We start from the raw sequence: 23132 nt of genomic DNA on the forward strand, positions 1-23132 counted from the left end.
CACTCCCCAAAGCCCCCCACCACCCCCTCCGCCCCTTCCGACCCCACCGCCCAGCGCGCCGGCCGGTCCCCGGGCCCGCGTACCGGCGATACGGCCGTGGACTCCGGACGGAAGAGCGCACAACGGCAGGGGGCCACCGCATCGCCCTCCGATGTACGCGAACGCCCCGGAGCGGACATGCCCAGCCGGGCGCCCGTGCCGTCCACCGCGCCGGACCGCTGATGGTGCGGGCAGGGGAACCGCGTACCACCCCCCGCCGCCCATCCCCGCCCGGCGCGACGAGCCGTACCTCGTTCGTGTCGAAGTTCGTGCGGAATTCGCCCCCACCACACAATTCACAGGCTTTGCGGAATTCGGCACTCTTTGCCGTGCCGACGGGAATCGCCGCACAGCGCCGTTCCCCCGTCCGTTCCGGGTTCCGCAACCCGTCCAGCGCTCATTTCCGGCCGTCCTCGGGCGTACGTTGCGCCACTTTTCCCCGCCGCCGCCCGGCTGCCCCGGGCCGCGGCCACCCTCCGCCCACCGTGGCCGCACGGGTTGCGCGCCACCCTCCGTACCCCGCTCCCGCGCCCGTCTCCCGGGCACCGCGCTCCGGAATTGCCACCCTTTGTCGTCTTCGCACTCCGTCCGCATGGCTGCGCCCGGAGCCGGTGGCCCGGTAGGCTTTCCGTGTGATCTTCAAGCGCATCGGAAATGGGCGGCCGTACCCGGACCACGGCCGGGAGAGCACCCGCCAGTGGGCGGATGTTGCCCCTCGCCCGGTACGCCTTGACCAGTTGGTGACGACCAAGCAGCAGCTCGACCTGGAGACGCTGCTCGCCGAGGACTCCACCTTCTACGGCGACCTCTTCGCGCACGTCGTGAAGTGGCAGGGCGACCTCTACCTGGAAGACGGGCTGCACCGCGCCGTGCGCGCGGCCCTCCAGCAACGCCAGGTGCTGCACGCCCGCGTCCTGGAACTGGGCTGACCCCCGCCGGAGCCCGCCCGACACGGCCCCGCCCCCTGTTCGGCGGAACGTATTGGCCCTTTCGGGTGAGGTCTCCCGCCACGCATTGATCATTTAGTAGGCATGGCCCCTGCGTCGCACTACGCTGCGGACATGAGCATGCTGACGCCCCCCGGCATGGGCGGTAAGAAGTACCGCATCACGGGCGACAGGTATCCGCGGATGCGCCGTCCCCGTCACCGTCGGCGGATCACTCTGGTGATCACTGCCGCCGTCTGCGCCCTCGCCCTGGCCGGGTGGGGCACGTTGCAGCTCATCGATGTCTTCGGCGGCAAGGGCGGCACGGCCCAGGCCGCGCAGGACAAGAAGAAATGCCCGCCGGACGGCGCGCAGCAGGCCCGTACGGGGGCGTCGTCAGGTACGGGCAAGCCGCTGCCCAAGCCCGCCGACGTCACCGTCAACATCCTCAACGCGACGGCACGCGGCGGCCTGGCCAAATCGACCGCCGACGAGCTGAAGAAGCGCGGCTTCAAGGTCGGCAAGGTGGGCAACGCGCCGCCCGCCTACGACAAGAAGGTCAAGGGCGCGGGCGTACTCCTGGGCGCGCAGACGACGTCCGACGGCGCCCGGAAGGTGCTGGGTACGCAGCTCGAAGGCGCGGAGTCCAAGACGGACACCCGTAAGACCGGGGACGTCGACCTGATCATCGGCGACACGTTCAAGGCCCTGGCCGAACCGGCCGCCGCCCAGAAGTCGCTCACCGCGCTGACGGCGCCGTCGAAGACGGCACCGGGCTGCCGGAGCTGAGCGGGCCGGGGGCGGGGGCGGGCGCCCCGGAGTGGGCCGCTGAGCCCTGGGGCGGAGGCCACTGAACCCCGGGGCGGGGCCGCGACCCGTGCCGTACGGCCGACCGACCCCGAAGCCTGACCAGCCCGCCGCGCGGGCCGAAGGAGGAGCCCTCCCGGCCCGCCGGACCGAAGCCCTCCTAGCCCGCCGTGCCGTACATCCGGTCGCCCGCGTCGCCCAGGCCGGGGACGATGTAGCGGTCGGGGTTCAGGCACTCGTCCACGGCCGCCGTGACGACCGTCACCGGCGCGCCGGCCAGCTCGCGCTCCATGACCTCGACGCCCTCGGGCGCGGCCAGCAGGCAGATCGCGGTGACGTCGTCCGCACCGCGGTTGATCAGCTCGCGGATCGCCGCGACCAGCGTGCCGCCGGTGGCCAGCATCGGGTCCACCACGTATACCTGGCGGCCGGAGAGATCGTCCGGCATGCGCGTGGCGTACGTGTGGGCCTCGTACGTCTCCTCGTTGCGGACCATGCCCATGAAGCCGACCTCGGCCGTGGGCAGCAGCCGGACCATGCCGTCCAGCATGCCCAGCCCGGCGCGCAGGATCGGCACGACCAGCGGGCGGGGGTGGGACAGCCGCACTCCGGTGGTCGCCGTCACCGGGGTGTCGATGTCGACCTGCTCGGTCCGCACATCGCGGGTCGCCTCGTACGCGAGCAGGGTGACCAGCTCGTCGGCGAGGCGCCGGAAGGTCGGGGAATCGGTGCGCTTGTCGCGCAGGGTAGTGAGTTTGTGCGCCACCAGCGGGTGGTCGACGACGTGGATCCGCATGACATCGACACTAGCCGAGGTCAGGAGCGGCGGCGCCCGCCCCGTGGGCGCCGGGCGGGCCGGGCACGGATTCCGCCCGCGCTGGCATCGAACCACCGGTCCGGGGGAAAGTGGGCACAAACGCCCGGTCTGTCGCACCGGCGCCGGGCATGGACCTCGTCCCAGGGCGGTGTACGGCGTGCCAGACGGGAATGGGAGCGGAAGCGGAAGCGTCCGTGGCGCTGGAGGCGCGGGGGGCGGCGGACGCGCTGGTGGCGGCGCGGGTGAAGCCGTACGTGGGAGCGGGGGCGCGGACGGGTACGCGGGGGCGAACGCCGGTACGAACGCGGCCAGGGATGCGGGGGGCGCCGGTACGAGCATGGGCGGGAACGTGAGCGGGAACGCGGGCGGGAACGTGAGCGGAAACGCGAGCCGCCGCCGTACCGGCAGAGCGCGCCGAGGCGCCCGCGATCGTATGCAATCACCGGCGCCCCCTCCGCCGAACCCCGCCTCAGCCCCCACCCACGACCCCACCGAGTCCTCCGCCCCTCCCGAGCCCTGCGACCCTCCCGAGCCCTCCGAACCCCCCGAACCCGACGGCCTCGCCACCGGCGGGGAGAACGACGCGGCGCGCCGACGGCGGCGCGCCCAGTTCCTCCGCGATCTCAACGAGGCCAAGGAGCTGCGCGACCGCGTCCAGCCGCGCCGCGCCCGGGCGGCCCGGATGCGTCAGGCCATGAGAATGCGCACGTTCCGCTGGTAGCCGAACGCCTCTTTCGCCCCATCAGAACCTTCCGCCCCACCCGACGTGAGCCACATCTCTCGGAACGGCCGCACGACGCAACGCCGAAGACCCCGCGCAATCGCGTTGTTTCTGCCACGATTCCGATGGGCGGGGACCTGCGGCGCGAAGGCGTCGCCCCGTCCGGCCCGGCACGCCTATGACCAGTGGGAGAGTCACGGTGTACTTCGCCGCACTGCTCGCGCGCACCGAAGACGGGTGGGAAGCGAGCGACACGGAGCTCGACAATGTGGAGACCCTGACCGATCTGGCCGACCTGGCCCGTGAGGCAGCGGTCGACGACGACACGGTGGTGGCATACATCGAGCAGGAAGGCACGTGGTTCGGCGTCGTCCGCGTGGACGGCGAGGACGATCCGCGGATCTTCATCTCGAACGCCGCCGCCGCTGCCCGCAGCTCGTACGGTGCGATGCTCACCGACGAACTGCTCGGCCGCGACGAGGACGGCACCGACGACCTCGACAGCCTCGACCTGGACGGTACGGAGGACGGCGAACCCGACCCGGCGGACGGCGGAGGCGGGGACGAGACGGCTACGGCCGGCGACACACCCGTCGTACCGCACGGCCCGCTCGGCGACCCGGACCTGCTGGCCGACCTGGGCATCGGCGGCAAGGAGCTGCTCGCCCTCGACACCGACGCGCTGTCCGAGATCGCCGACGCCCTCGGCTGCACGGACGTCCTGGAGGCCGTCAGGTAACGCCCGTCACGGACACTGGGGGCATGACCGCCCCCGTGCCCGGCCCCCTTCCCGCCTCGTCGCTCCACACCCCGGCGCCCGACCCACTGCGCGATCCCTGGACCGCCGCGATGCGACAGGCGCTGGACGAGGCCGCCCTCGCCCCCGGGACCGGTGACGTCCCGGTGGGCGCCGTCGTGCTGTCCCCGGACGGCACGGTGATCGGCACCGGCCGCAACGAGCGCGAGGCGACCGGTGACCCCACCGCCCACGCCGAAGTGCTCGCCATCCGGGAAGCCGCCCGCACGGTCGGCTCATGGCGGCTGACCGGCTGCACGCTCGTCGTCACCCTGGAGCCGTGCACGATGTGCGCGGGCACCATCGTCCTGTCCCGCCTCGACCGCGTCGTCTACGGGGCGGCCGACGAGAAGGCGGGCGCCGTCGGCTCCCTCTGGGACGTCGTACGCGACCGCCGCCTCAACCACCGCCCCGAAGTGATCACCGGCGTCCTCGCCGCCCCCTGCGCCACCCTCCTGACCACCTTCTTCCGCTCCCGCTGACCCCTCCACACCCACTCCCCCGGATACCGATTTCGGCGTACGGCCCCCCGTGGGCTAGAGTTCCTCTCGGTAGCGTGTCCGAGCGGCCGAAGGAGCGCGCCTCGAAAGCGCGTGAGGGGGCAACTCCTCCGTGGGTTCAAATCCCACCGCTACCGCTTGTAACACCCCCCTGATCTGCGGAGACGCGGTCAGGGGGGTGTTTTTGCACGGCGGAGCACCAGGCAGTGCCAGGTGATGCTTCAAGCGGTGCACCAGCTGAAGCTCAGGCCCTTCAGGAATGAAGCGCATCCCGCAACGCCCGCACCTGATCCGCCAGGTTGCGCTCACTGATACGAGCCGTCGGAAACAGCACGTCAAACCCATGCACCGCGCCCGGCACCTGGATCAGTTCCGTGGTGACGCCGGCGGCGCTGAGGCGTTCGGCGTATCGGCGGCCCTCGTCGCGTAGCGGGTCCACCTCGGCCACGACTATGAAGGCGGGCGGCAGGTCGCTGAGGTCGGGGGCCTGTGCCGGGGAAGCGTAGGTTTCCAGGTCACGGTCTCCGACGTAGTGGCGCCAGGCGAGCCTGGTCGCGTCCCGGTCGAGGATCGGCGTGTTGGTGTATTCGCGTCCGGAGGCACTTGTCGTGCTGCCGTCCACGGTGGGGTACATCAGCAACTGGAGGGCCATCTTCGGCCCGCCGAGATCGCGGGCGCGCAGGGCGGTGGAGGCCGCGAGGTTTCCTCCGGCGCTCACTCCCGCGACGGCGATGCGGCCGGCGTCGCCGCCGATTTGGGCCGCGTGTTGGGCGAGCCAGGTCAGGGCCTCGTAGGCGTCGTCGGCCGCGGCCGGGTACGGGTGCTCGGGTGCGAGGCGGTAGTCGACGGAGACGACGACGGCCTCGGCGTCCAGGGCGTACCGCAGAGCGTGGTCCTCCTCGGCTTCGGGAGAGCCGTACGTAAAGGCGCCGCCGTGCAGGTAGAGGACGACCGGCAGCACGTCGCCCGTCGCGGGCGCGACCGGGCGGTAGGCGCGCAGACGCAGCTGCCCGCCGGGCCCGGGGATGAACAGGTCCTCGACCTTGGCCCGGTCGTCGGCAGTCGTGTCGGGGCGCTCCCGCAGAAGCTGGTACTTCTCGGGATTGGCCAGTACGGAAGCCAGGCCGTGGACGGGGAAGACGCCGGTGTCGGACGTTTCCAACAGGGACTGGATCTCGGTGTCGACCGGGGGAACGGACATGGCTGGCCGCCGCCTTTCGTACGCGGGAGTTGGGGGGAGTGCGGAACTGCCATGAGTTTCGCCAGTCCGTGGGAGCAACAGAAGTGGCCCGGGGGCCACTATGTGCAACTATCGGGCCATGACTGCCGCCGCCTCCCAGCAAGCCGCTCACCAGGCCCCTCGCCGGGCTCCCCACCAGGTCGTGGTGCTCGCCCTCGCGCCGGTGGTCGCCTTCGACCTGAGCATCCCGGCCCAGATGCTCGCCATGGTCGACTCGCAGTCGGGCGGGGCGGCATATGACGTACGGACCGCCACGCCGGACGGCTCCGCGGTCGCGACGGTGAACGGGTACGGCGTCACGCCCCACGGGGACCTGTCCCTGCTGGAACACGCCGACACCGTGATCGTCGCGGGCACCCGCTGCCCGGACGTGCTCGACGACGGGGTGCTGGACGCCCGTATCGCGGAGGCGTTGCGGGCGGCCCGGCGCCGGGCCCGGATGGTGTCCCTGTGCACGGGGGCGTTCGTGCTCGCGGCCGCCGGGCTGCTGGAGGGGCACCGGGCGGCGACGCACTGGCGGTACGCCGATCAGTTCAGGCGGCTGTTCCCCGCGGTCGACCTCGACATCGATCCGCTGTACGTGGCCGATCGCGGGGTGCTGACGTCCGCCGGCGGTGCGGCGGCCATCGACCTGTGCCTGCATCTGATCCGGGAAGACCATGGAAGCTCGGTGGCCAACCGGATAGCCCGGTACAACGTCGTGGCGCCGATGCGGGAGGGTGGGCAGGCGCAGTACATCGACCGCCCGGTACCGGAGGACGCGGGCATGTCGACGGCCGGGGCGCGGGCGCTGATGACGGAGCATCTGGAACGGCGGCTGTCGCTCAAAGACCTCGCGGCGCACTGCCACATGAGCGTCCGGACGTTCACCAGGCGCTTCCGGCAGGAAACGGGTCTGTCCCCGGCCGAATGGTCCGCCGCCGCCCGCCTGCGGCACGCTCGCCATCTACTGGAATCGACGGAGCTGCCCGTGGACGACATCGCCGCGAAAACCGGCATGGGCAGCGGGACGAATCTGCGCCAGCATATGCGGGCCGCGCTGAATACCACGCCGTCCGCCTATCGGCGGGCTTTCCGGTCGGCCGGCGCGTAGGGGAAGGAGGGAGAGCGGGGGCGGCACCCTCGCTGTATGTTGAACTCGCAACTACCTCCACGAGAAGGCGACGCCGCAATGAGCAACGTCGAAGTGAAACCCGCCGAGTTGCGCTGCGCCCCGGGCGAGCAGGTGCCCGAGGTCGAGGTGCTCGCGCCGCGCGACGTGCCGTTGGGCGGGCCGCGGGCCATGACCGTGCGCCGTACGCTGCCGCAGCGCTCCCGTACGCTCATCGGCGCCTGGTGCTTCGCGGATCATTACGGGCCGGATGATGTCGCCACGACGGGTGGCATGGACGTCGCGCCGCACCCGCACACCGGGTTGCAGACGGTGAGCTGGCTGTTCAGCGGGGAGATCGAGCACCGCGACAGCCTCGGCACCCACGCGTACGTACGGCCGGGCGAGCTGAACCTCATGACGGGCGGCCGCGGGATCAGCCACTCCGAGGTGTCGACCGGGCGGACCACCGTGCTGCACGGGGTGCAGCTGTGGGTGGCGCTGCCCGCGGAACGCCGGCTCACAGAGCCCGACTTCCGGCACCATGTGCCGCGCCCCGTACAGGACGACGGGGCCGGGATCAGCGTGTTCCTGGGCACGCTCGCGGGCGTGACCTCGCCGGTGCCGGCCTTCACCCCGCTCCTCGGCGCCGAGATCGTCCTCGCGCCGCGCGCGACGGTCACCCTCGCCGTGGACCCCGCCTTCGAACACGGCCTGCTCGTCGACCAAGGGCCCGTCCGCCTGGCCGGCACCCTGCTGCGCCCGGCCGAGCTGGGTTACGTCTGCCCCGGCCGCGACACCCTGACCCTCACGAACGCGTCGGACAGCCCCGCCCGGACGGTCCTGCTCGGCGGCACGCCGTTCGAGGAGGAGATCGTCATGTGGTGGAATTTCGTGGGGCGTTCGCATGAAGACATCGAGCAGGCCCGCAGCGACTGGATGACCGGCAACCGGTTCGGCGAGGTGCGTGGTTACGACGGTGACCGGCTGCCTGCCCCCGAACTTCCCACGGTGGCCCTGAAGCCGCGCGGCCGGGTGCGCTGATCCGGTGCCCGTCACGGGGGCCGGCCTCCCACGACCGGCCGCCCGAAACGGCAACCGCAAAAAGATCCGGAATAGCAGCGGCCGATGAATGCGCCGCCCCCCTTTACCCCCGGAGGGGAGCCCGTTTTCTGTTACGGACCAGTTCTCGGAAGTTGCCGTAGTGGACGATTCTTTCTTCGACGTGGTGGTGGTCGGTGGCGGGCCGGTCGGGTTGCTGCTCGCCGCGGAATTGCGCACGGCGGGCTCGTCGGTACTGCTCGTGGAGCGCCGTTCCGAGGTCGACACCACGGCCAAGGCAGGCGTTCTCGGACCGCTGACGGTCGAGGCGCTGGAGCGGCGGGGGCTGCGCGGGCAACTCGCCGAGGTCGAACAGGAACGATTCCGGCAGGCCAGGAGGACTGCGGCCGCGGCTGCGGGGGTGCCGGACCCCGCCCTGCTGCCCAAGAGCGCCGTACGGTGCGGACCGACCAATCATTTCACGGGGCTCGAATATCTCGAACCGGCGCGTGTGAAGGGTTCACAACGCCGGCGTATGGCGGTTGACCAGCGGGCCCTCGAACGCATTCTGGTCGATCACGCGCGGCGTCTGGGAGCCGATATCCGTCGTGAGCACGAACTGACCGGATTACGTCAGGACGGCGACGGTGTGACCGCGTCGGTCCGGTCGCCCGGCGGTCGGTTGGAAATCCGTTGCACGTTCCTAGTGGGGTGCGACGGCGGCCACAGCAGCGTACGCAAACTCCTCGGCATCGATTTCGTGGGCACCGGCGCGACGCTCACCGGGCGGCAGGCTGCCGTGGAACTCGCCGACCCCGCCGCCCTTCGCCTGGGGTGGCACCGCACCGACCAGGGCATGCTCGCCTACGGACTCGGGGTGAACCGGGTGTTCACCGTCGAGTTCACCGGCCCGCCCGCCGCCAAGGACGAGCCGGTCAGCCTGGCCGAGATGCAGGACAGCATGCGCCGCACCAGCGGCGTCGACGTCGAGCTGCTGTCCGTCAAGGCACCGACGCGCTTCACCGACAACGCCCGGCAGGCCGCCGAATACCGCCGGGGCCGGGTGTTCCTGGCCGGTGACGCCGCGCACGTCCACCCTCCTTTCGGTGCCCAGGGCCTCAACGTCGGCCTGCTGGACGCGGTGAACCTCGGCTGGAAGCTGGGGGCAGCCGTCGCGGGCCGGGCGCCGGACGGCCTGCTGGATTCGTATGCCGCCGAGCGCCACCCGGCCGGACGCCGGCTCATGGACAGCACACGGGCACAGACCGCTCTGATGCGGCCCGACGCCCAGACCGGCGCGCTGCGCGACCTGTTCGCCCGCCTGATGCGCTTCGGCGAGGTCAACGAGCACCTGTGGAACCTGCTGACCGGTCTGGACGAGCGCTATGACCTGGGTGACGAGCACCCGTTGGTGGGGACTTTGCGCCCGAACTGGAAGCTTCTGCTGCGCGAGCGCGGCCCCCGGGGAACCGGCCCCGAGGAGACAGGTCTGGCCACGGATGTCGCGGAGTTGATGCGCGGTGGGCGTGGGCTGCTGCTCGACCTCACCGGCGCGCCCCCTGTGGGGTGGTCCCAGCACGTGGACACCGTACGGGTGGTGCCCGACACCACTGGACTCGATGTCGGCGGCACGGAAGCGGCGTCGTACGCGGAACTCCAGGCCGCCGGCGCCCTGTTGCTGCGGCCGGACGGGTGCGTCGCCTGGGCCGGTACGCCCGGTGACGGGTCCGCGCAGGTGTCGCTGCTCGATGCGCTGCGGCGGTGGTTCGGCGCCACCGTGTAGCCCCGGGCCTGCCCCGTTATGACAGCACCGACCGTACGGAATCCCGTACGCGTGCCCGCAGCCAGGCATGGGCCGGATCGGCGTCGTCGCGGGGGTGCCAGGCCAAGGACAGCTCCACCGGGGGGAGTTCCAGGGGGAGTTCCCTGGTGACCAGGCCGAGCGCCTGCACGCTGCGCCGGTACTGCCGCCAGGGAATGAGCCCCACCACGTCGTGGCGGTTGACCAGGAGCAGCAAGGTGGCGGCGAAGGTCGGTGCGGACACGGTGATGCGCCGGCCCAGGCCGAGCCCGGCCAGCGCTTCATCGAGCGGGCCGGTCAGCCGGCCACGCCGGGACGTCGTGATGTGCCGGGCCCCGGCCACCCGCTCGGCCGTCACCTCGCCCTGGGCGAGGTCGTGGTCCGGGCGCATGACCAGTACGTGATGGTCCGTGGCCAGCGCTTCGGTGCGGACCTCGGGCGCCGCCGGGCCCAGGACGCCCATTTCGAGGTCGGTGCTGCCTTCCCGCAGCCCGGAGTGGTCCCCGGGCGGTTCCGCGAGGAAGCGCAGGGTCACTCCGGGCGCTTCGTTCTCCACACAGGAGACGAGGTGGTCACCGACCGAGGTGACCATCGCGTCGTTGGCGGTGACGGTATAGGTGCATTCCAGCGAGGTCAGGTCCAGCTCTCCGGCCGGCGCGAGCACCTTCCGGGCCCGCCGTACCAGCTCGCGCACCTCGCTCCGCATCGCCACGGCGCGCGGTGTCGGCTGCATGGTGTGTCCGGCGCGTACCAGGACCGGATCGCCGACCGCCTTGCGTATCCGTCCCAGCGTGCGGCTCATGGCCGGTTCGGAAACATGCAGCCGCTCGGCCGCGGCGGTGACCGAGCACTCGTCCAGCAGGGCGTCGAGTGCCACTAAAAGGTTGAAATCCATTTTTGCATGCACGAGACGCATTCTATTTATCACTCACTTGCATTTGAAGTTATCCCACCGCATTTCTACGGTCGTCACCACCAGCAGCGAGAAAGGAAGGACATGACCGCGCACAGCGCAGCAACAGCCGCCAGCCACACGGCCGGTGGGACGTCCGGCGACCACGGCCGCCGCGCCGGCCGGGACGGAGGCCGGCCGCCCGGCAGCATGGGCCAGGGCGGCGTTCCGCGTCTGATGCACGCCGCCGTCATGGCAGTCCAGGCCATGGTGTCCGGCGTCAATCTGGCCCTCCCCCAGCTTTCCGCCAGTGCGCTGCACCCGTCGGCGACCCAGACCGTGTGGATCGTGGACCTGTACGTGCTCGTCTTCGCGGCCCTTCTCATACCGGCCGGTGCGCTGGGCGATCGCTGGGGCCGCAAACCCGTACTCATCGCGGGACTGGCCGTCTTCGCACTGGGCTGCCTGGGCTGCGCACTGGCGCCGAACGTCCCGGTGCTGCTCGCCTGCCGCGCGGTCTCCGGGCTGGGGGCCGCGTTGGTCATGCCCGCCACGCTCGCCCTGTCGCTCGCGGTGACACCGCCCCCCAAGCGTGGTCAAGCGGTCGGCGCCTGGTCAGGCGCCACGGGCCTGGGCGGCATGCTGGGCAACGTCGTGGCCGGCGGCACCCTCCAGTTCTTCTCCTGGCCCGTGTTCTTCGCGCTCTTCGTCCCGGTCTCCGTGGTGCTCGCGGTGCTCGCGGCCCGGTACGCACCGGCCACCGAGCGGCATGCCGCACGCCTCGATCCGATCGGCACCGGGCTGCTCGTCGCCACGCTCACCGCCCTGCTGTTCGGCCTGGTCGAGGGACGGGACATGGGCTGGACCTCGGTGCCCGTGCTCACCGGCTTCGCCGTCGCCGTCATCGCGGGAGCGGCCTTCGTCGCCCACGCGCTGCACACCGACGCTCCCTTGGTCGACCCACGGCTGTTCCGGCTGCGGGCCGTCCGTACCGGGACACTCGGTGTGGCGGCCGCCTTCCTCGGTATGTTCAGCCTCTTCTACCTCAATGCCCAGTACCTGCAGTACGCCAAGGGGTTCAGCGCGCTGACCACCGGTCTCGCCATCCTGCCGCAGGGCCTCTGCATGAAGTTCGTCTCCCCGCGGGCGGCCCAGCTGGCCAGGCGATGGGGGGCGCGCCGGGTCGTGGCCCTCGGCATGGCCCTCATCGTCGCCGGACTCCTGCTGCTTTCCCTGTCGAGCGCCCACACGCCCTACTGGGTCTACGTCATCGACCTGCTCGTCATGGCGTCCGGCATGGGGCTCGCCACCCCGCCCCTGTCCAGCGCAATCGTGGGTGCGCTGCCCAAGAGCCGCAGCGGCGTGGGCTCCGCGCTGAACAGCACCGCGCGCGAACTCGGCAGCGCCATCGGCGTCGCGGTGGTCGGCACGGTGCTCACCGCCGGGTTCACCGCCCGGCTCGCGGCCCCCGTCGCGCCCTACGCGCACTCGGCATCGGACGCGATGTCCGCGGCGGAGCGCCTGGGAGCCGTCCAGCACGCCGCCGCTGTAACGGCTTTCACCGACGCGATGGCCATCGCGTACCGGGTCGTCGCGGTGATCGTCGCCGTGGCCGCGGCGGCCGTACTGTTCGGCAGGCGCAACAGCTCTGCGGACAGCCCGACCCACCCGGCCGCTGCCGACACCCCGCGGAACGAGCGGGAGTCCACGTGAACGTCACGGAACGCGACCGCGCGCCCAGGAGCCAGGACACACCGTCTTCCACGGACACCGAAGGCGGCACGGCATCCTCGCGCGGCGGACGTGACCTGGGCCGTGCGGTGTTGGTCGGCATCCTGCTGGCGGCCGCCGCATGCGGTGCGCTGATCACCGGACCCCTGGCGTTCGCCGTCCTGGCAGCGGTGGGAGCCGTGGTGGCGATCGCCGAACTGGGCCGTCGGCCGCGGCAGTCCGGTCTACGGGTGGCACTCTTACCGGTCCACCTCGGTACGCAGCTGATGGTGTGGACCGGTTGGTACTTCGGCGACGGCGCACTGGTACGGGTCACCGCCGCCGCCGTACTCATCTGCCTGGCCTGGCACCTGGCGCACGGTACGGCAGGCTACCTACGGAACGCGGCAGCGTCCGTGCTGCTGCTCGGCTATCTGGCGCTGCCGACGTGCTGCGCGGTCCTCCTGGTCCGGAAGCCGCACGGCACGCTGCTCGTACTGGCGGTGATCGCATGCGTGGTGGCCACCGACACCGCCGGCTATGCAACCGGCTCCTTGCTCGGCCGCCACCCCATGGCGCCGGCCATCAGCCCCAGGAAGAGCTGGGAGGGCCTCGCCGGCTCACTCTCGGCGGCCACCGCCGTCGGCATCGCCGCACTGGGACGGGTGGTCCGGGCGCCATGGTGGCAGGGAGCGCTCTTCGGTGCGCTGATCGCCGTGGCGGCCGTGGCCGGAGACCTCGTCGAGTCCGCGGTGAAACGGGACCTGGGCATCAAGGACATGAGCACTCTGCTGCCGGGCCACGGCGGCCTGATGGACCGGCTGGATTCCCTCCTTCCGGCCATGGTCGCGGCCTGGGCCGTGCTCGGCCCCGCCCGTTGAAAACAAAACTTGCCCAACCCTTCCATGACTTTCCGCTGGAAAGCCGGACCATTACCTTCATGGTGTCCGGGATCAGATACGACGCGTTGCGCCCAATACGGACCCCGGTCCCCCCGTCGCCCTGGACCAGGTGAGCCATTTCGAGGGGGTATTGCAGGCCGACCGCGACGTTTTCGGCTGAGCGGAAAAAGCCCTCGGCCCCCGTTCACGAGCCATCACTCGCGAACAGGGGCCGAGGGCTTGAGAGATAACCGGAAGCGTCAGCTCCGGCGGCGGCGGAATGCCTTGCGTACGAAGTGCACGATCAGCCAGATCACCACGATGATGATGACGATGAAGACGATCAGGAGCACGATGAGGAAGATGCCGAGCTTCTTGAAGAAGCCCTTCTTCTTCTTTTCCTTCTTCTCCTTCTTGTCCTTGGAGCCGAAGGCGGCCTTCGCGTGGTGGTGGAAGGAGGCCGGGGCGGCGTCCGCCTGCGCGGCCGGGGCGCCGGCGGTCTGCTGCTGAGCGCTGTGGGCGATGTGGGCGACCGCCGGAGCCGCGGGCGACGCCGCTGCCGCGGTGCCCGCCGCGCCCATCAGGCCGAGCAGCAGGGCCACGACAACTGCGGTGATACGACTGCTCGTCGACCATGCGGCGCGGCCGGCGCGTACGGCGTGTTCGGAAGGCTTGCGCTCGGTGCTCATCCGGTCGTTTTCCCCTCGTGGTTGGTGCTGGGTGCGGCGCGCTGATCGCGACGCGCGCCCACCATTATGGGTGGCGGCCGTCTCCGCCGGTGTGCTGCACGGCGCCCGTCCGCCCGTCGGCGCCGCCCGGCGCACGCTCGCCCACCGCCACACCCGTGCGCACGTCCGCCCCGGTTTCGTCCTTCGCCGCCCCGCTCTCGTCCTTCATCGCCTTGGTCTCGCTCTTGAGGATCCGCAGCGACTTGCCCAGGGCCCGCGCCGTGTCCGGCAGCTTCTTCGAGCCGAACAGCAGGATCACCACGAGGGCCACGATCAGCAGGTGCCAGGGTTCCAGCCCGTTCCGCAGCATCGTCGTCCCGCCTTTCCCTCCATCGCGCCGCCGGCGGTCACCGGTCCGCGCCGTCTTGCCGGATTTATAACTTGCTACATTGCGCAACTGTACAACTGACTGGCTCGAACGACCGTCTTCTTCGGCAAGAACCGCGCAGGTGAGGGTGCACACACATGACAGCAAGCAGTCACCGGGCGGTGGCCGGGAGCACCGGACGGGGCAGGCGGCGCCGCCCCCTGCGGACGGCCGGGATCGTGGCCGTATCGCTGCTCGTACTGATCGCCGCGGGCGCGGGCTGGTTCTACTTCGAGCTCAACGGGAACATCACCACCTTCGGTGCCGACGGCGTCAGCCCGCAGCGCCCGGCGGAGGGCGCCGGCGGGCAGAACGTCCTGGTCATCGGCTCGGACTCGCGGTCGGGCGGCAACAGCTCGCTGGGTGGCGGCGACGGTGACGTGGGCCGCTCGGACACCGCCTTCCTGCTGCACATATACGGGGACAGCAAGCACGCGGTCGCGGTCTCCATACCCCGCGACACCCTGGTGGAGATACCCCCGTGCCGGCTGCCGGACGGCAGGTGGACCAAGCCGCAGCACAACGCGATGTTCAACGCGGCCTTCTCGGTCGGCGAGAGCGCCAAGGGCAACCCGGCCTGCACCCAGAACACGGTGGAGAAACTGTCCGGCGTACGCGTCGACCACACCGTCGTCGACTTCGAGGGCTTCTCGAAGATGACGTCCGCGGTGGGCGGCGTACCGGTCTGCCTGCCGAAGGACATCTACGAGGGCGACCTGAACCCGAACCGCCGCTCCCGCGGTCAGCGGATCTTCGCCAAGGGGCCGCAGAACGTATCCGGTCAGCAGGCGCTCGATTACGTACGCATCCGGCACGGCATCGGCGACAACTCCGACATCGGCCGTATCCAGCGGCAGCAGGCGTTCGTCGGCTCGCTGATCAAGAAGGTCAAGGACCAGGGGTTCAACCCGGGCACCCTGCTGCCGCTGGCCAACGCCGCCACCCGGTCCATGACCGTCGACCCGGGCCTGGACTCGGCCGACAAGCTGCTCTCCTTCGCGATGTCGCTGAAGGACATCGACCTGCACAACACCAAGTTCATCACGCTGCCGTGGCGCTACCAGGGCGAACGGGTCGCGATCGTGCACCCGGCGGCGGACACGCTCTGGGCGGACATCAAGGCGGACCGCACGCTGGACGGCAAGAACGCGGGCGGGCCGGGGGCACAAGGATCTCCGGGCCCGTCGCTGTCCCCTTCCATGAGTACGAGTACGGGTACGGACACCGGCGCCGCCGCGGGCATCAGCATCGCCGTCTACAACGGCACCACCACGACCGGCCTGGCCGCCCGAGCCGCCAGTCAGCTGAAGTCCGCCGGCTTCACCGTCACCGGTACGGCGACCGCCCGCACGCAGGACCACGCGAACACCACCGTCGAATACGGCGCGGGCAAGGAGGCCGAGGCCAAGGCCGTCGCGGCGCGGTTCCGGGGCGCCCAGCTCGTGCCGACGGCCGCCGCGGGCGTCAAGGTCGTTCTGGGCAGCACGTACGCGTCCGAGCCGACCCTGGCGTCCCCTGCCGCCTCCGCACCGAGTGCGGGCCCCTCGCCCGGGTCGTCGGAGATCGCCGACTCGGCCCGCTCGGCGGACGACAACATCTGCTCGGGTCTGTCGTACGGCTGAGGCCCGTCGCTGCCCAAGGGCTGATGCCCTGACGCTGCCCTACGGCCGAGCCCCTGTCCTCTCCCTACGGCCGGGGCGCCGCCACCCGCCCGTCGTACCGCCTCTTGGCCCACGCCAGCCCGGCCCCGTACAGCACCAGTACGGCCGCCAGCAGCCCGTAATAGAGGGGAGGCAGCGCCGACATGCCCAGCAGCGGGCCGAGCGGTGACGGTGGCAGCAGCAGGCCGATGACGGCGAGCGCGCAGACCGCGCCCCGGATCGGGCCCGGTGCCCGGCCCTCCGCCGAGTGGCGTCCGGCGCGCAGCAGGTACATCACCAGCGCCTGCGTCAGCAGGTTCTCCGTGAACCACCCGGCGTGGAACGCGTCCTGGCCGCCCGGGTGCCCGGAGCCGTGCACCGCCAGCACCAGCACGCCGAACGTGGCCAGGTCGGCGGCGGCGTTGAGCAGGCCGAAACCGGTGATGTAGCGGAGCAGGTCGGCGGGGCGCAGTACCGCGGGCCGGCGCAGCGCGGCCGGGCCCGGCCGGTCGAAGGCGAACGCGAGCTGCACCGCGTCGAAGCACAGGTTCTGCACCAGGACCTGCGCCGGGAGCATCGGCAGGAACGGCAGCAGCAGCCCGGCGCCGAGCATCGCGATGACGTTGCCGAGGTTGGAGGAGAGGGTGATGCGCAGATACGTGGCGATGTTGGCGGTGCTGCGGCGGCCCGCGACGATCGCCCCGTCGATGGCGTTCAGGTCTTTCGAGGCGAGCACGACGTCGGCCGCCTCGCGCGTCACATGCACCGCGTCGCGCGGGGCGATGCCCACGTCACAGGCGTGCAGGGCGGGGAGGTCGTTGACGCCGTCGCCGAGGAATCCGACGGTACGGGGCGGGGCGCCCGCGCCCGTACGGTCCGCAGCCGCGTGGTCCGCGCCCGTACGGTCCACGGCCTTACGCCCCGCGGCCGTACGCGCCGTACCGTCCCCCGCCCGCAGCGCCCCCACGATCCGCGCCTTGTGCTCGGGCGTGCAGCGTGCGAACGCCGTCGTACGGGAGGCGAGGCGGGCCAGCTCGCCGTCCGTGAGGCCGTCGATCCGGTCGGCGGTGAGCACCGCGCCGGGTCCGGTGTCGAGCCCGAGTTCGCGGCAGACGTGGGTGACGGTACCCGGGTGGTCACCGGTGAGGACCTTGACGGCGACGCCGCGCCGCGCGAGGCCCGCGCAGGCCGCGGCGGCGGTCGGGGCGAGCGCGTCGCGCAGGCCGACGAAGCCGACGAGGGTCAGGCCGCGCTCGTCCGCCGGGGTGTACGCGTGGCCCGGCCGGGCGGGCCGTTCGGCGACCGCGACGGCCAGCAGCCGCAGCCCGTCCGCCGTCCGGTCGGCGACGAGCCGGGCCAGGCGCGCGCGGGCCGCGTCGTCCAGGTCGGTGTCCCGTCCGTCTTCACGGGCGCGGGCGCAACGTTCCAGCACGTCTTCGGGCGCGCCCTTGACGACGAGCGTGTGCACGCCGAGCCGCGGTCCGGCGCCGCCCACCGTCGCCGCGTCCGTACGGATCACCGCGCACGACGTGCGGCGTACCGGGTCGAAGGGCAGGGCGGCGACGCCCTCGTACGCCAGCAGCTCGTCGAAGTCGTCCTCGGCCGCCTCCAGGATCGCCTCGTCGAGGGCGTCCGGCGTGGGCAGCTCGGCGAGCTGGAGTGTCCACAGGCTGTTGACGGCCGCCCAGTGCAGCGGTTCGGGCGCGGGCCGTCCGTCCGGGGCGAGGGAGCGGTCCAGGACCGGGCGGTCCTGGGTGAGGGTGCCGGTCTTGTCCGTGCACAGCACATCGATCGCGCCGAGGTCGTGCAGCGCGGGCAGCCGCTTGACGATCACCTCGCCGCCGCGCGCGAGCAGCGCCGCGCCCCGGGCGAGCGCGGTGGTGACGATGACGGGCAGCATCTCGGGGGTGAGCCCGACCGCCACCGCGACGGCGAACGGGAGCGTCTCCAGGCCGCGCCCGCGCAGCGCCGCGTTGGCCATCAGCACCAGCGGCGGGGTGAGCAGCATGAAGCGGATGAGGGTCCAGGAGATCCCGTTCACCGAACGGTCGAAGGCGCTCTCGCGCGGGCGGCGCGGGGCCTTGCGGGGCCCGGACACCCGGTGGGAGCCCGGCGCGCCGGGGCCGGCGCCCCGCCCGCCCGGCCTTCCGTACGCACCGCCGAACAGCGTCTCCGCACCGGTGGCCAGCGCCACCGCGGTGGCGCTTCCGGAAGCGACACTGCTGCCCTGGAAGCACAGCTCGGGGCGTTCGAAGAGGCCGGGACCGTCGTACGTACCGGCCGCCGAGCCCTCCCGGGCGTCCACCGGATACTTCGCCACCGGCGCCGACTCGCCCGTCAGCGCCGCCTGCCGCACCGTCAGCCCGCTCGCGCGCAGCAGTCGCAGGTCGGCGGGGACCAGGTCGCCCGGGCCGAGGCGGATCACATCGCCCGGCACCAGCTGATCCACCGGGATCTCCCGGGCGGCTCCGCCCGACGGGGCCCGCCGCTGCACCGTCGCCGTCGTGGCGATCAGCTCGCGCAGCGCCGCCGTGGAGCGCTCGGCCCGGTACTCGCCGCTGGTCCGCAGCACCGCGCTGACCACCACCAGTACGGCGATCACGCACGCCGTACCCCAGGACGCGACGATGGCCGAGACCAGCGCCAGACACAGCAGTACGGTCGTGAACGGGTCGCGCAGGCTGTGGACGAAGCGCCAGGGCCGACCGGCCGGCCGCCGCTCGGGCAGCGTGTTCTCGCCGTACCGCAGCAGCCGTTCCTCGGCCTGCGCCTCGGTCAGGCCGCGCGGACCGCTCTCCAGGAGGCGCAGGGTTTCCAGTGCCGTCAGGCCGGGGGCGTCCCGCAGGGCGGCGCCGCTCTCCGCCCGTACTGCCGGTGGTACGAGGTGCGCGTCCGGCTCCGCCTCCCCCTCCGTACGTGCGGCCGCGGAGCCCGCGACCTTCTCAGGCGCCCAGGCCACGGACGCGTCCCGGCACCGCCGGTCCTTCGGACCCGCCCGCCCGGTCGGTCAGCTGCCCCACCAGCCACCGCACCATCGACACCACATCGGGGTCGTCGACCAGGTACACCACGCGGCGGCCCTCCCGCCGCGACCGCACCAGCCCCGCCAGCTTCAGCTTCGCCAGGTGCTGGCTCACCGCGGGCAGCGCTCCGCCCACCCGCTCCGCCAGCCCGCTGACATCGCACTCGCCGCCCGCCAGCACCCAGACGATGTGCAGGCGCGCGGGCGAAGCCAGCAGTCCGAACGTCGCCGCGGCCTCCGTCAGCACCTCGGCCGACGGATCCGCCACGTCCTCGACGCCACTCGTCACAGCCGCTCTCCATCCGCCCATGGCCGGGCCCGTGCCCCCGAAAGGGCCCAGTCTAGGCGCCGGGCCCCGGGCGTTCCCGTACGAAAGGCGCCCCGTGTGGGCGTGCGCCCGGTAGCGCCCCGAAGCGTCGGGCGAACCCTGGGAACCCAGGCGAAAGCCCCGGCGCCGAGCCCGGAGGCCCGGAGCCGGGGCTCCGTCGTCTGGTCGGGGGAAACGGCATCGGGGGGACAAGCCGTTTCCCCCGATGGTGGACCGGGCCCCCAAGTCCGCGCCGCCAGTCAGGGGGGAAGCCGCGGCGTGGACCCCGCAGCGGGGCGCTGGCCCGTGCCCGGCGAATTCCTGCCAGATTCGCCGGACACACCACCATCCTGCTCCGGCCGCCGCATGCGGGCCGCTGGCAAAAGACCTCGCTCCAGGGGCCTTTGGTCCTTAAAGTCCTGATCAGCTGATCTACAGGCCCCAACCGGCACCGCGCCCCGGCGCGGCCCGGCACCAGCCCGCCCGGGTACCCCCGTAGCCGTCACCGACTCCACCCCTGTGGCGGAAGTGGTTAGACTCACCCCGCCCGGCACCGGGGAAGGGCGGGGCGGGAGCTGCCGTAGGGGAGACGGGACAGTCGGATGGCGCAAGCGAAAAAGATCGCGTTGTACGTGGTCGCCGTCTTCGTCCTGTACACGATCATCACGTCTCCGGCGCGCGCCGCCGATCTCGTCCAGATAGGGTTCGAGGGCATTTCGTCGGCCGCCCATGGCGTCGGCGAGTTCATGACCCAGCTGGTCTCGTAGAGCGCCCGGCCGGTCCGGTCCCGCAGGGTGCCCGGCGATGCGGCCGGCGCCACGGGACGTACGGCGCGGGCCCGCACGACGAACGCACGGAGGACCGCCCAGTGATACGCCACCTGGTTCTTTTCAAGCTCGACGAGGGCGTCGAACGCGACGAGCCGCGCGTCGTGGCCGGGGTGAAGGCGTTCCAGGAGCTGGCCGACCAGATTCCCGAGCTGGAGTTCTGGGAGTGCGCCTGGAACATCACGGACCGGCCGATCGCGTACGACTTCGCCGTCAACTCCGCCGTGGCCGACACCGACGCCCTCAAGCGCTATATCGAACACCCGGCCCATCAGGCCGCCGCCGGGCAGTGGCGCGAGTTCGCCACCTGGGTGATCGCCGACTACGAGTTCTGAGCCGCGGCCCCGGCCGCGCGCCCCTCGCCCTCTTCACGGGCGGGGGGCTTTTCGCGTTCCCGGGTGAGGGACCAACTCTGCGATCAACACGGCGTTATGCGGTGCTTGCACACAGTGCACATGTCTTGTGATGCTATGACCTGCTATGACCGCTTTTGCCGGATGGATGGACTGAGAAGGGTGGCGTGACCGTGACGGCCCGAACTGCGCCCAAGGCGCCATCCCGCGAGAGCCGGAGCGCGGACACCCGGGCACTCACGCAGGTGCTGTTCGCCGAGCTGTCGAGCCTGGAGCCGGGCACACCGGAGCACGCCCGGGTGCGCGCCGCCCTGATCGAGGCCAACCTGCCGCTGGTGCGCTACGCGGCGGCACGTTTCCGCAGCCGCAACGAGCCGATGGAGGACGTCGTCCAGGTCGGCACCATCGGCCTGATCAACGCCATCGACCGGTTCGACCCCGGGCGCGGGGTCCAGTTCCCCACCTTCGCCATGCCGACCGTGGTCGGCGAGATCAAGCGCTACTTCCGGGACAACGTGCGCACCGTCCACGTGCCGCGCCGCCTCCACGAGCTGTGGGTGCAGGTCAACGGCGCCACGGAGGACCTGACCGTACTGCACGGCCGGTCGCCGACCACCGCCGAGATCGCCGAACGGCTCAAGATCGGCGAGGACGAGGTGCTGGCCTGCCTGGAGGCGGGCCGCTCGTACCACGCGACCTCCCTGGAGGCCGCGCAGGAGGGCGACGGGCTGCCGGGACTGCTGGACCGCCTCGGGTACGAGGACCCCGAGCTGGCCGGGGTCGAGCACCGCGACCTCGTACGGCATCTGCTCGTCCAGCTCCCGGAGCGCGAGCAGCGGATCCTGTTGCTCCGTTACTACAGCAACTTGACGCAATCTCAGATCAGTGCCGAGCTGGGGGTGTCGCAGATGCACGTGTCCCGGCTACTGTCGCGGAGCTTCGCACGACTGCGGTCCGCAAACAGGATCGAAGCCTAACCAGGACGGGCGACCCCGTCCTGCACGGATATGTCGACTTGGCGCTACAGCGTGTTGCCGACATGTGACATTCTGCAGGAACCGCGTTTGCCGTGGCGTCGCCTCCGGTATTCAGGTGGAGGCATAAGTTCTCGGTTCCGCCGCGGGCCGAGGGCACCGCAGCGACCCGACCGCGACCTCAAGGGGGTGGCATGTCCGTAGAACTGGGCAGCTCGAAGGTGCTTCCCGCGATTCCCGCGCCGGCATCTCCCGCGCACGACGACGACGCGCTCAACACCCGTACGCTCTCCCGCTCCCTCTTCATGCGACTGGCCACGCTCGACCCGGACAGCGCCGAGCGGGCGTACGTCCGCGACACACTGATCGAGCTGAACCTGCCATTGGTGCGCTACGCGGCGGCACGTTTCCGCAGCCGCAACGAGCCGATGGAGGACATCGTCCAGGTCGGCACGATCGGTCTGATCAAGGCCATCGACCGTTTCGATTGCGAACGCGGCGTGGAGTTCCCCACGTTCGCGATGCCAACCGTGGTTGGCGAGATCAAGCGGTTCTTCCGTGACACGTCCTGGTCGGTACGCGTGCCGCGCCGGCTCCAGGAACTGCGCCTGGCCCTCACCAAGGCCAGCGACGAACTCGCCCAGAAACTCGACCGCTCCCCCACCGTCACCGAACTCGCCCAGTGCCTCGGCGTGTCCGAGGAGGACGTGGTCGACGGCCTGGCGGTCGGCAACGCGTACACCGCCTCCTCGCTCGACTCCCCCTCCCCCGAGGACGACGGCGGCGAGGGCTCCCTCGCGGACCGCCTCGGCTACGAGGACAGCGCCCTCGAAGGCGTCGAGTACCGCGAGTCCCTCAAGCCCCTGCTGGCCAAACTCCCGCCGCGCGAACGTCAGATCATCATGCTGCGCTTCTTCGCCAACATGACGCAGTCCCAGATCGGCGAGGAGGTCGGCATCTCCCAGATGCACGTCTCCCGGCTGCTGACACGCACGCTGGCGACCCTCCGCGAAGGGCTGATCTCCGACTGATCGCACAGGTCCCGAGGGACCGGCCCCGGCCTCCGACCGACCGGCCCCGCACCCCCACCCACCGCCTCGCGCACCACCACACTGCGCACTGCGCACCGGGCCTATGCAACTGACTACCCGTCAGCAACACTGGCCCGATGCGACGGACCCACCGCGCCCCACACATCCGTACCGCTCGCGCCCCTCACATGGCGCGCACCCTTCTCCCCACGGCCGCCCTGTGCTTGGCCACGCTGCTCTCCGCCTGCGCCGCCGACGGCCGGGGTCACGCGGCGGTGGGCGCCGCCGGTCCGGCCGACGGCCGCGCCCCGACGAAGCCGGTGCCGCCGGGCGACGCCATCACGCTGACGCCGTTGGACGGCGCCACGCCGGAGGGACGGCGCGGCGACTCGCCCTCCGAGGACGCCCCCTCTCCCGAATCCGGCTCCGGTATCCGTACGGGTACGGACACCACCCCCACGCGCACTCCGCCCGCGCCGTCGCCCCCCGGCCACCGCGCAGGGCCCGCCGCACCCCCGAGCGGGACCGCACCCGGCAGCCCGCCCAGCGCCCCGCACGGCACCCCACCCGGCGCTCCGTCCTCACCGGCACCCACTCCCACCCCGGAGCCCAAGCCCAAACC

Annotated in this window: 22 protein-coding genes, 1 tRNA gene and 1 pseudogene; 17 read left to right on the forward strand and 7 right to left on the reverse strand. The window is 71.7% G+C overall.

Features of this window, described 5'->3' with window-relative positions:
- Positions 1-671: 671 nt before the first annotated feature.
- Both ADK86_RS06295 and ADK86_RS06300 read left to right on the forward strand, forming a co-directional pair.
- Positions 672-968: a type II toxin-antitoxin system VapB family antitoxin gene (locus tag ADK86_RS06295; protein ID WP_003986294.1), complete on the forward strand. Its 297-nt coding sequence runs from the start codon at positions 672-674 to the stop codon at positions 966-968.
- Between the two features lie 132 nt (positions 969-1100).
- Entirely contained in the window at positions 1101-1754 is a 654-nt protein-coding gene (locus ADK86_RS06300; protein WP_053695689.1) for a LytR C-terminal domain-containing protein, read from the forward strand.
- Between the two features lie 178 nt (positions 1755-1932).
- Here the strand turns inward: ADK86_RS06300 and upp are convergent, their stop codons facing one another.
- Positions 1933-2568, reverse strand: coding sequence for a uracil phosphoribosyltransferase (upp, locus tag ADK86_RS06305; protein WP_003986292.1), 636 nt, complete (start codon positions 2566-2568; stop codon positions 1933-1935).
- Between the two features lie 454 nt (positions 2569-3022).
- Between upp and ADK86_RS06310 the strand changes: the two genes are divergently transcribed.
- From ADK86_RS06310 to ADK86_RS06325, 4 genes are all read left to right on the forward strand, one after another.
- Positions 3023-3310, forward strand: a complete 288-nt coding sequence (locus ADK86_RS06310) for a hypothetical protein (protein WP_053695690.1) — start codon at positions 3023-3025, stop codon at positions 3308-3310.
- Positions 3311-3488: 178 nt separating this feature from the next.
- Positions 3489-4049 (forward strand): hypothetical protein, encoded by a 561-nt coding sequence (locus ADK86_RS06315; protein ID WP_234345731.1) that lies wholly within the window; start codon positions 3489-3491, stop codon positions 4047-4049.
- A gap of 23 nt (positions 4050-4072) precedes the next feature.
- A complete protein-coding gene (gene tadA, locus ADK86_RS06320) occupies positions 4073-4588 on the forward strand; it encodes a tRNA adenosine(34) deaminase TadA (RefSeq protein ID WP_053695691.1) in 516 nt (171 codons plus the stop codon).
- A 68-nt stretch (positions 4589-4656) separates the two neighbouring features.
- Positions 4657-4743, forward strand: a tRNA-Ser gene (locus ADK86_RS06325).
- A gap of 116 nt (positions 4744-4859) precedes the next feature.
- Here the strand turns inward: ADK86_RS06325 and ADK86_RS06330 are convergent.
- Positions 4860-5807 carry an alpha/beta hydrolase gene (locus tag ADK86_RS06330; protein ID WP_053695692.1) on the reverse strand — a complete coding sequence of 316 codons (948 nt, stop codon included), beginning with the start codon at positions 5805-5807 and terminating at the stop codon, positions 4860-4862.
- A 118-nt stretch (positions 5808-5925) separates the two neighbouring features.
- On the opposite strand from ADK86_RS06330, the gene ADK86_RS06335 reads away from it, so the two are divergent.
- The 3 genes from ADK86_RS06335 to ADK86_RS06345 all read left to right on the forward strand — a co-directional run bounded on the left by ADK86_RS06335 (position 5926) and on the right by ADK86_RS06345 (position 9760).
- On the forward strand, positions 5926-6939 hold the full coding sequence (locus ADK86_RS06335; protein ID WP_053695693.1) for a GlxA family transcriptional regulator: 1014 nt from the start codon (positions 5926-5928) through the stop codon (positions 6937-6939).
- A 78-nt stretch (positions 6940-7017) separates the two neighbouring features.
- A complete protein-coding gene (locus ADK86_RS06340) occupies positions 7018-7980 on the forward strand; it encodes a pirin family protein (protein ID WP_053695694.1) in 963 nt (320 codons plus the stop codon).
- Positions 7981-8140: 160 nt separating this feature from the next.
- On the forward strand, positions 8141-9760 hold the full coding sequence (locus ADK86_RS06345) for an FAD-dependent oxidoreductase (protein ID WP_053695695.1): 1620 nt from the start codon (positions 8141-8143) through the stop codon (positions 9758-9760).
- A 16-nt stretch (positions 9761-9776) separates the two neighbouring features.
- Here ADK86_RS06345 and ADK86_RS06350 read toward each other — a convergent pair whose 3' ends face one another.
- The gene (locus ADK86_RS06350) at positions 9777-10694 is read right to left on the reverse strand and encodes a LysR family transcriptional regulator (protein ID WP_053695696.1); all 918 of its coding nucleotides are present in this window, start codon (positions 10692-10694) and stop codon (positions 9777-9779) included.
- Between the two features lie 81 nt (positions 10695-10775).
- Here ADK86_RS06350 and ADK86_RS06355 point away from each other — a divergent pair, with 81 nt between their 5' ends.
- Entirely contained in the window at positions 10776-12383 is a 1608-nt protein-coding gene (locus tag ADK86_RS06355) for an MFS transporter (protein ID WP_234345732.1), read from the forward strand.
- Positions 12380-13261, forward strand: coding sequence for a phosphatidate cytidylyltransferase (locus tag ADK86_RS06360; RefSeq protein WP_053695697.1), 882 nt, complete (start codon positions 12380-12382; stop codon positions 13259-13261). Before ADK86_RS06355 ends, ADK86_RS06360 begins: the two co-directional genes overlap by 4 nt.
- Before the next feature lie 260 nt (positions 13262-13521).
- Here ADK86_RS06360 and ADK86_RS06365 read toward each other — a convergent pair whose 3' ends face one another.
- Both ADK86_RS06365 and tatA read right to left on the reverse strand, forming a co-directional pair.
- Positions 13522-13950: a hypothetical protein gene (locus ADK86_RS06365; protein ID WP_053695698.1), complete on the reverse strand. Its 429-nt coding sequence runs from the start codon at positions 13948-13950 to the stop codon at positions 13522-13524.
- Between the two features lie 64 nt (positions 13951-14014).
- A complete protein-coding gene (gene tatA / locus ADK86_RS44260; RefSeq protein ID WP_053695699.1) occupies positions 14015-14299 on the reverse strand; it encodes a Sec-independent protein translocase subunit TatA in 285 nt (94 codons plus the stop codon).
- Positions 14300-14454: 155 nt separating this feature from the next.
- Between tatA and ADK86_RS06375 the strand changes: the two genes are divergently transcribed.
- Positions 14455-15978 carry an LCP family protein gene (locus ADK86_RS06375; RefSeq protein WP_053695700.1) on the forward strand — a complete coding sequence of 508 codons (1524 nt, stop codon included), beginning with the start codon at positions 14455-14457 and terminating at the stop codon, positions 15976-15978.
- Between the two features lie 64 nt (positions 15979-16042).
- Here ADK86_RS06375 and ADK86_RS06380 read toward each other — a convergent pair whose 3' ends face one another.
- Complete coding sequence (locus ADK86_RS06380) at positions 16043-18955, reverse strand: cation-transporting P-type ATPase (protein WP_053695701.1); 2913 nt, start codon at positions 18953-18955, stop codon at positions 16043-16045.
- A complete protein-coding gene (locus ADK86_RS06385) occupies positions 18939-19328 on the reverse strand; it encodes an ArsR/SmtB family transcription factor (RefSeq protein ID WP_043976922.1) in 390 nt (129 codons plus the stop codon). The genes ADK86_RS06380 and ADK86_RS06385 overlap by 17 nt, the downstream gene beginning before the upstream one ends.
- A gap of 599 nt (positions 19329-19927) precedes the next feature.
- Here ADK86_RS06385 and ADK86_RS43690 point away from each other — a divergent pair.
- The 5 genes and pseudogenes from ADK86_RS43690 to ADK86_RS44265 form a co-directional block, all read left to right on the forward strand.
- Positions 19928-20092, forward strand: a complete 165-nt coding sequence (locus ADK86_RS43690; protein WP_003984133.1) for a hypothetical protein — start codon at positions 19928-19930, stop codon at positions 20090-20092.
- Between the two features lie 101 nt (positions 20093-20193).
- Positions 20194-20487: a Dabb family protein gene (locus tag ADK86_RS06390; protein WP_003984134.1), complete on the forward strand. Its 294-nt coding sequence runs from the start codon at positions 20194-20196 to the stop codon at positions 20485-20487.
- 185 nt (positions 20488-20672) lie between these two features.
- Positions 20673-21482, forward strand: coding sequence for an RNA polymerase sigma factor SigF (locus ADK86_RS06395; protein WP_003984135.1), 810 nt, complete (start codon positions 20673-20675; stop codon positions 21480-21482).
- A 191-nt stretch (positions 21483-21673) separates the two neighbouring features.
- Positions 21674-22510, forward strand: a complete 837-nt coding sequence (locus ADK86_RS06400; protein ID WP_030602171.1) for an RNA polymerase sigma factor SigF — start codon at positions 21674-21676, stop codon at positions 22508-22510.
- A 188-nt stretch (positions 22511-22698) separates the two neighbouring features.
- Positions 22699-23132, forward strand: a pseudogene (locus ADK86_RS44265) (hypothetical protein); the annotation flags it as partial.

The sequence above is a fragment of the Streptomyces sp. NRRL F-5755 genome, assembly GCF_001279365.1.
Lineage (GTDB): Bacteria > Actinomycetota > Actinomycetes > Streptomycetales > Streptomycetaceae > Streptomyces > Streptomyces rimosus.

Coding starts and splice junctions, on each gene's coding strand:
- ADK86_RS06300 (WP_053695689.1), top strand. CDS start 1,101: ATGAGCATGCTGACGCCCCCCGGCATGGGCGGTAAGAAGTACCGCATC.
- upp (WP_003986292.1), bottom strand. CDS start 2,568: ATGCGGATCCACGTCGTCGACCACCCGCTGGTGGCGCACAAACTCACT.
- ADK86_RS06310 (WP_053695690.1), top strand. CDS start 3,023: ATGCAATCACCGGCGCCCCCTCCGCCGAACCCCGCCTCAGCCCCCACC.
- ADK86_RS06315 (WP_234345731.1), top strand. CDS start 3,489: ATGACCAGTGGGAGAGTCACGGTGTACTTCGCCGCACTGCTCGCGCGC.
- tadA (WP_053695691.1), top strand. CDS start 4,073: ATGACCGCCCCCGTGCCCGGCCCCCTTCCCGCCTCGTCGCTCCACACC.
- ADK86_RS06330 (WP_053695692.1), bottom strand. CDS start 5,807: ATGTCCGTTCCCCCGGTCGACACCGAGATCCAGTCCCTGTTGGAAACG.
- ADK86_RS06335 (WP_053695693.1), top strand. CDS start 5,926: ATGACTGCCGCCGCCTCCCAGCAAGCCGCTCACCAGGCCCCTCGCCGG.
- ADK86_RS06340 (WP_053695694.1), top strand. CDS start 7,018: ATGAGCAACGTCGAAGTGAAACCCGCCGAGTTGCGCTGCGCCCCGGGC.
- ADK86_RS06350 (WP_053695696.1), bottom strand. CDS start 10,694: ATGCGTCTCGTGCATGCAAAAATGGATTTCAACCTTTTAGTGGCACTC.
- ADK86_RS06355 (WP_234345732.1), top strand. CDS start 10,776: ATGACCGCGCACAGCGCAGCAACAGCCGCCAGCCACACGGCCGGTGGG.
- ADK86_RS06365 (WP_053695698.1), bottom strand. CDS start 13,950: ATGAGCACCGAGCGCAAGCCTTCCGAACACGCCGTACGCGCCGGCCGC.
- tatA (WP_053695699.1), bottom strand. CDS start 14,299: ATGCTGCGGAACGGGCTGGAACCCTGGCACCTGCTGATCGTGGCCCTC.
- ADK86_RS06375 (WP_053695700.1), top strand. CDS start 14,455: ATGACAGCAAGCAGTCACCGGGCGGTGGCCGGGAGCACCGGACGGGGC.
- ADK86_RS06385 (WP_043976922.1), bottom strand. CDS start 19,328: ATGGGCGGATGGAGAGCGGCTGTGACGAGTGGCGTCGAGGACGTGGCG.
- ADK86_RS43690 (WP_003984133.1), top strand. CDS start 19,928: ATGGCGCAAGCGAAAAAGATCGCGTTGTACGTGGTCGCCGTCTTCGTC.
- ADK86_RS06400 (WP_030602171.1), top strand. CDS start 21,674: ATGTCCGTAGAACTGGGCAGCTCGAAGGTGCTTCCCGCGATTCCCGCG.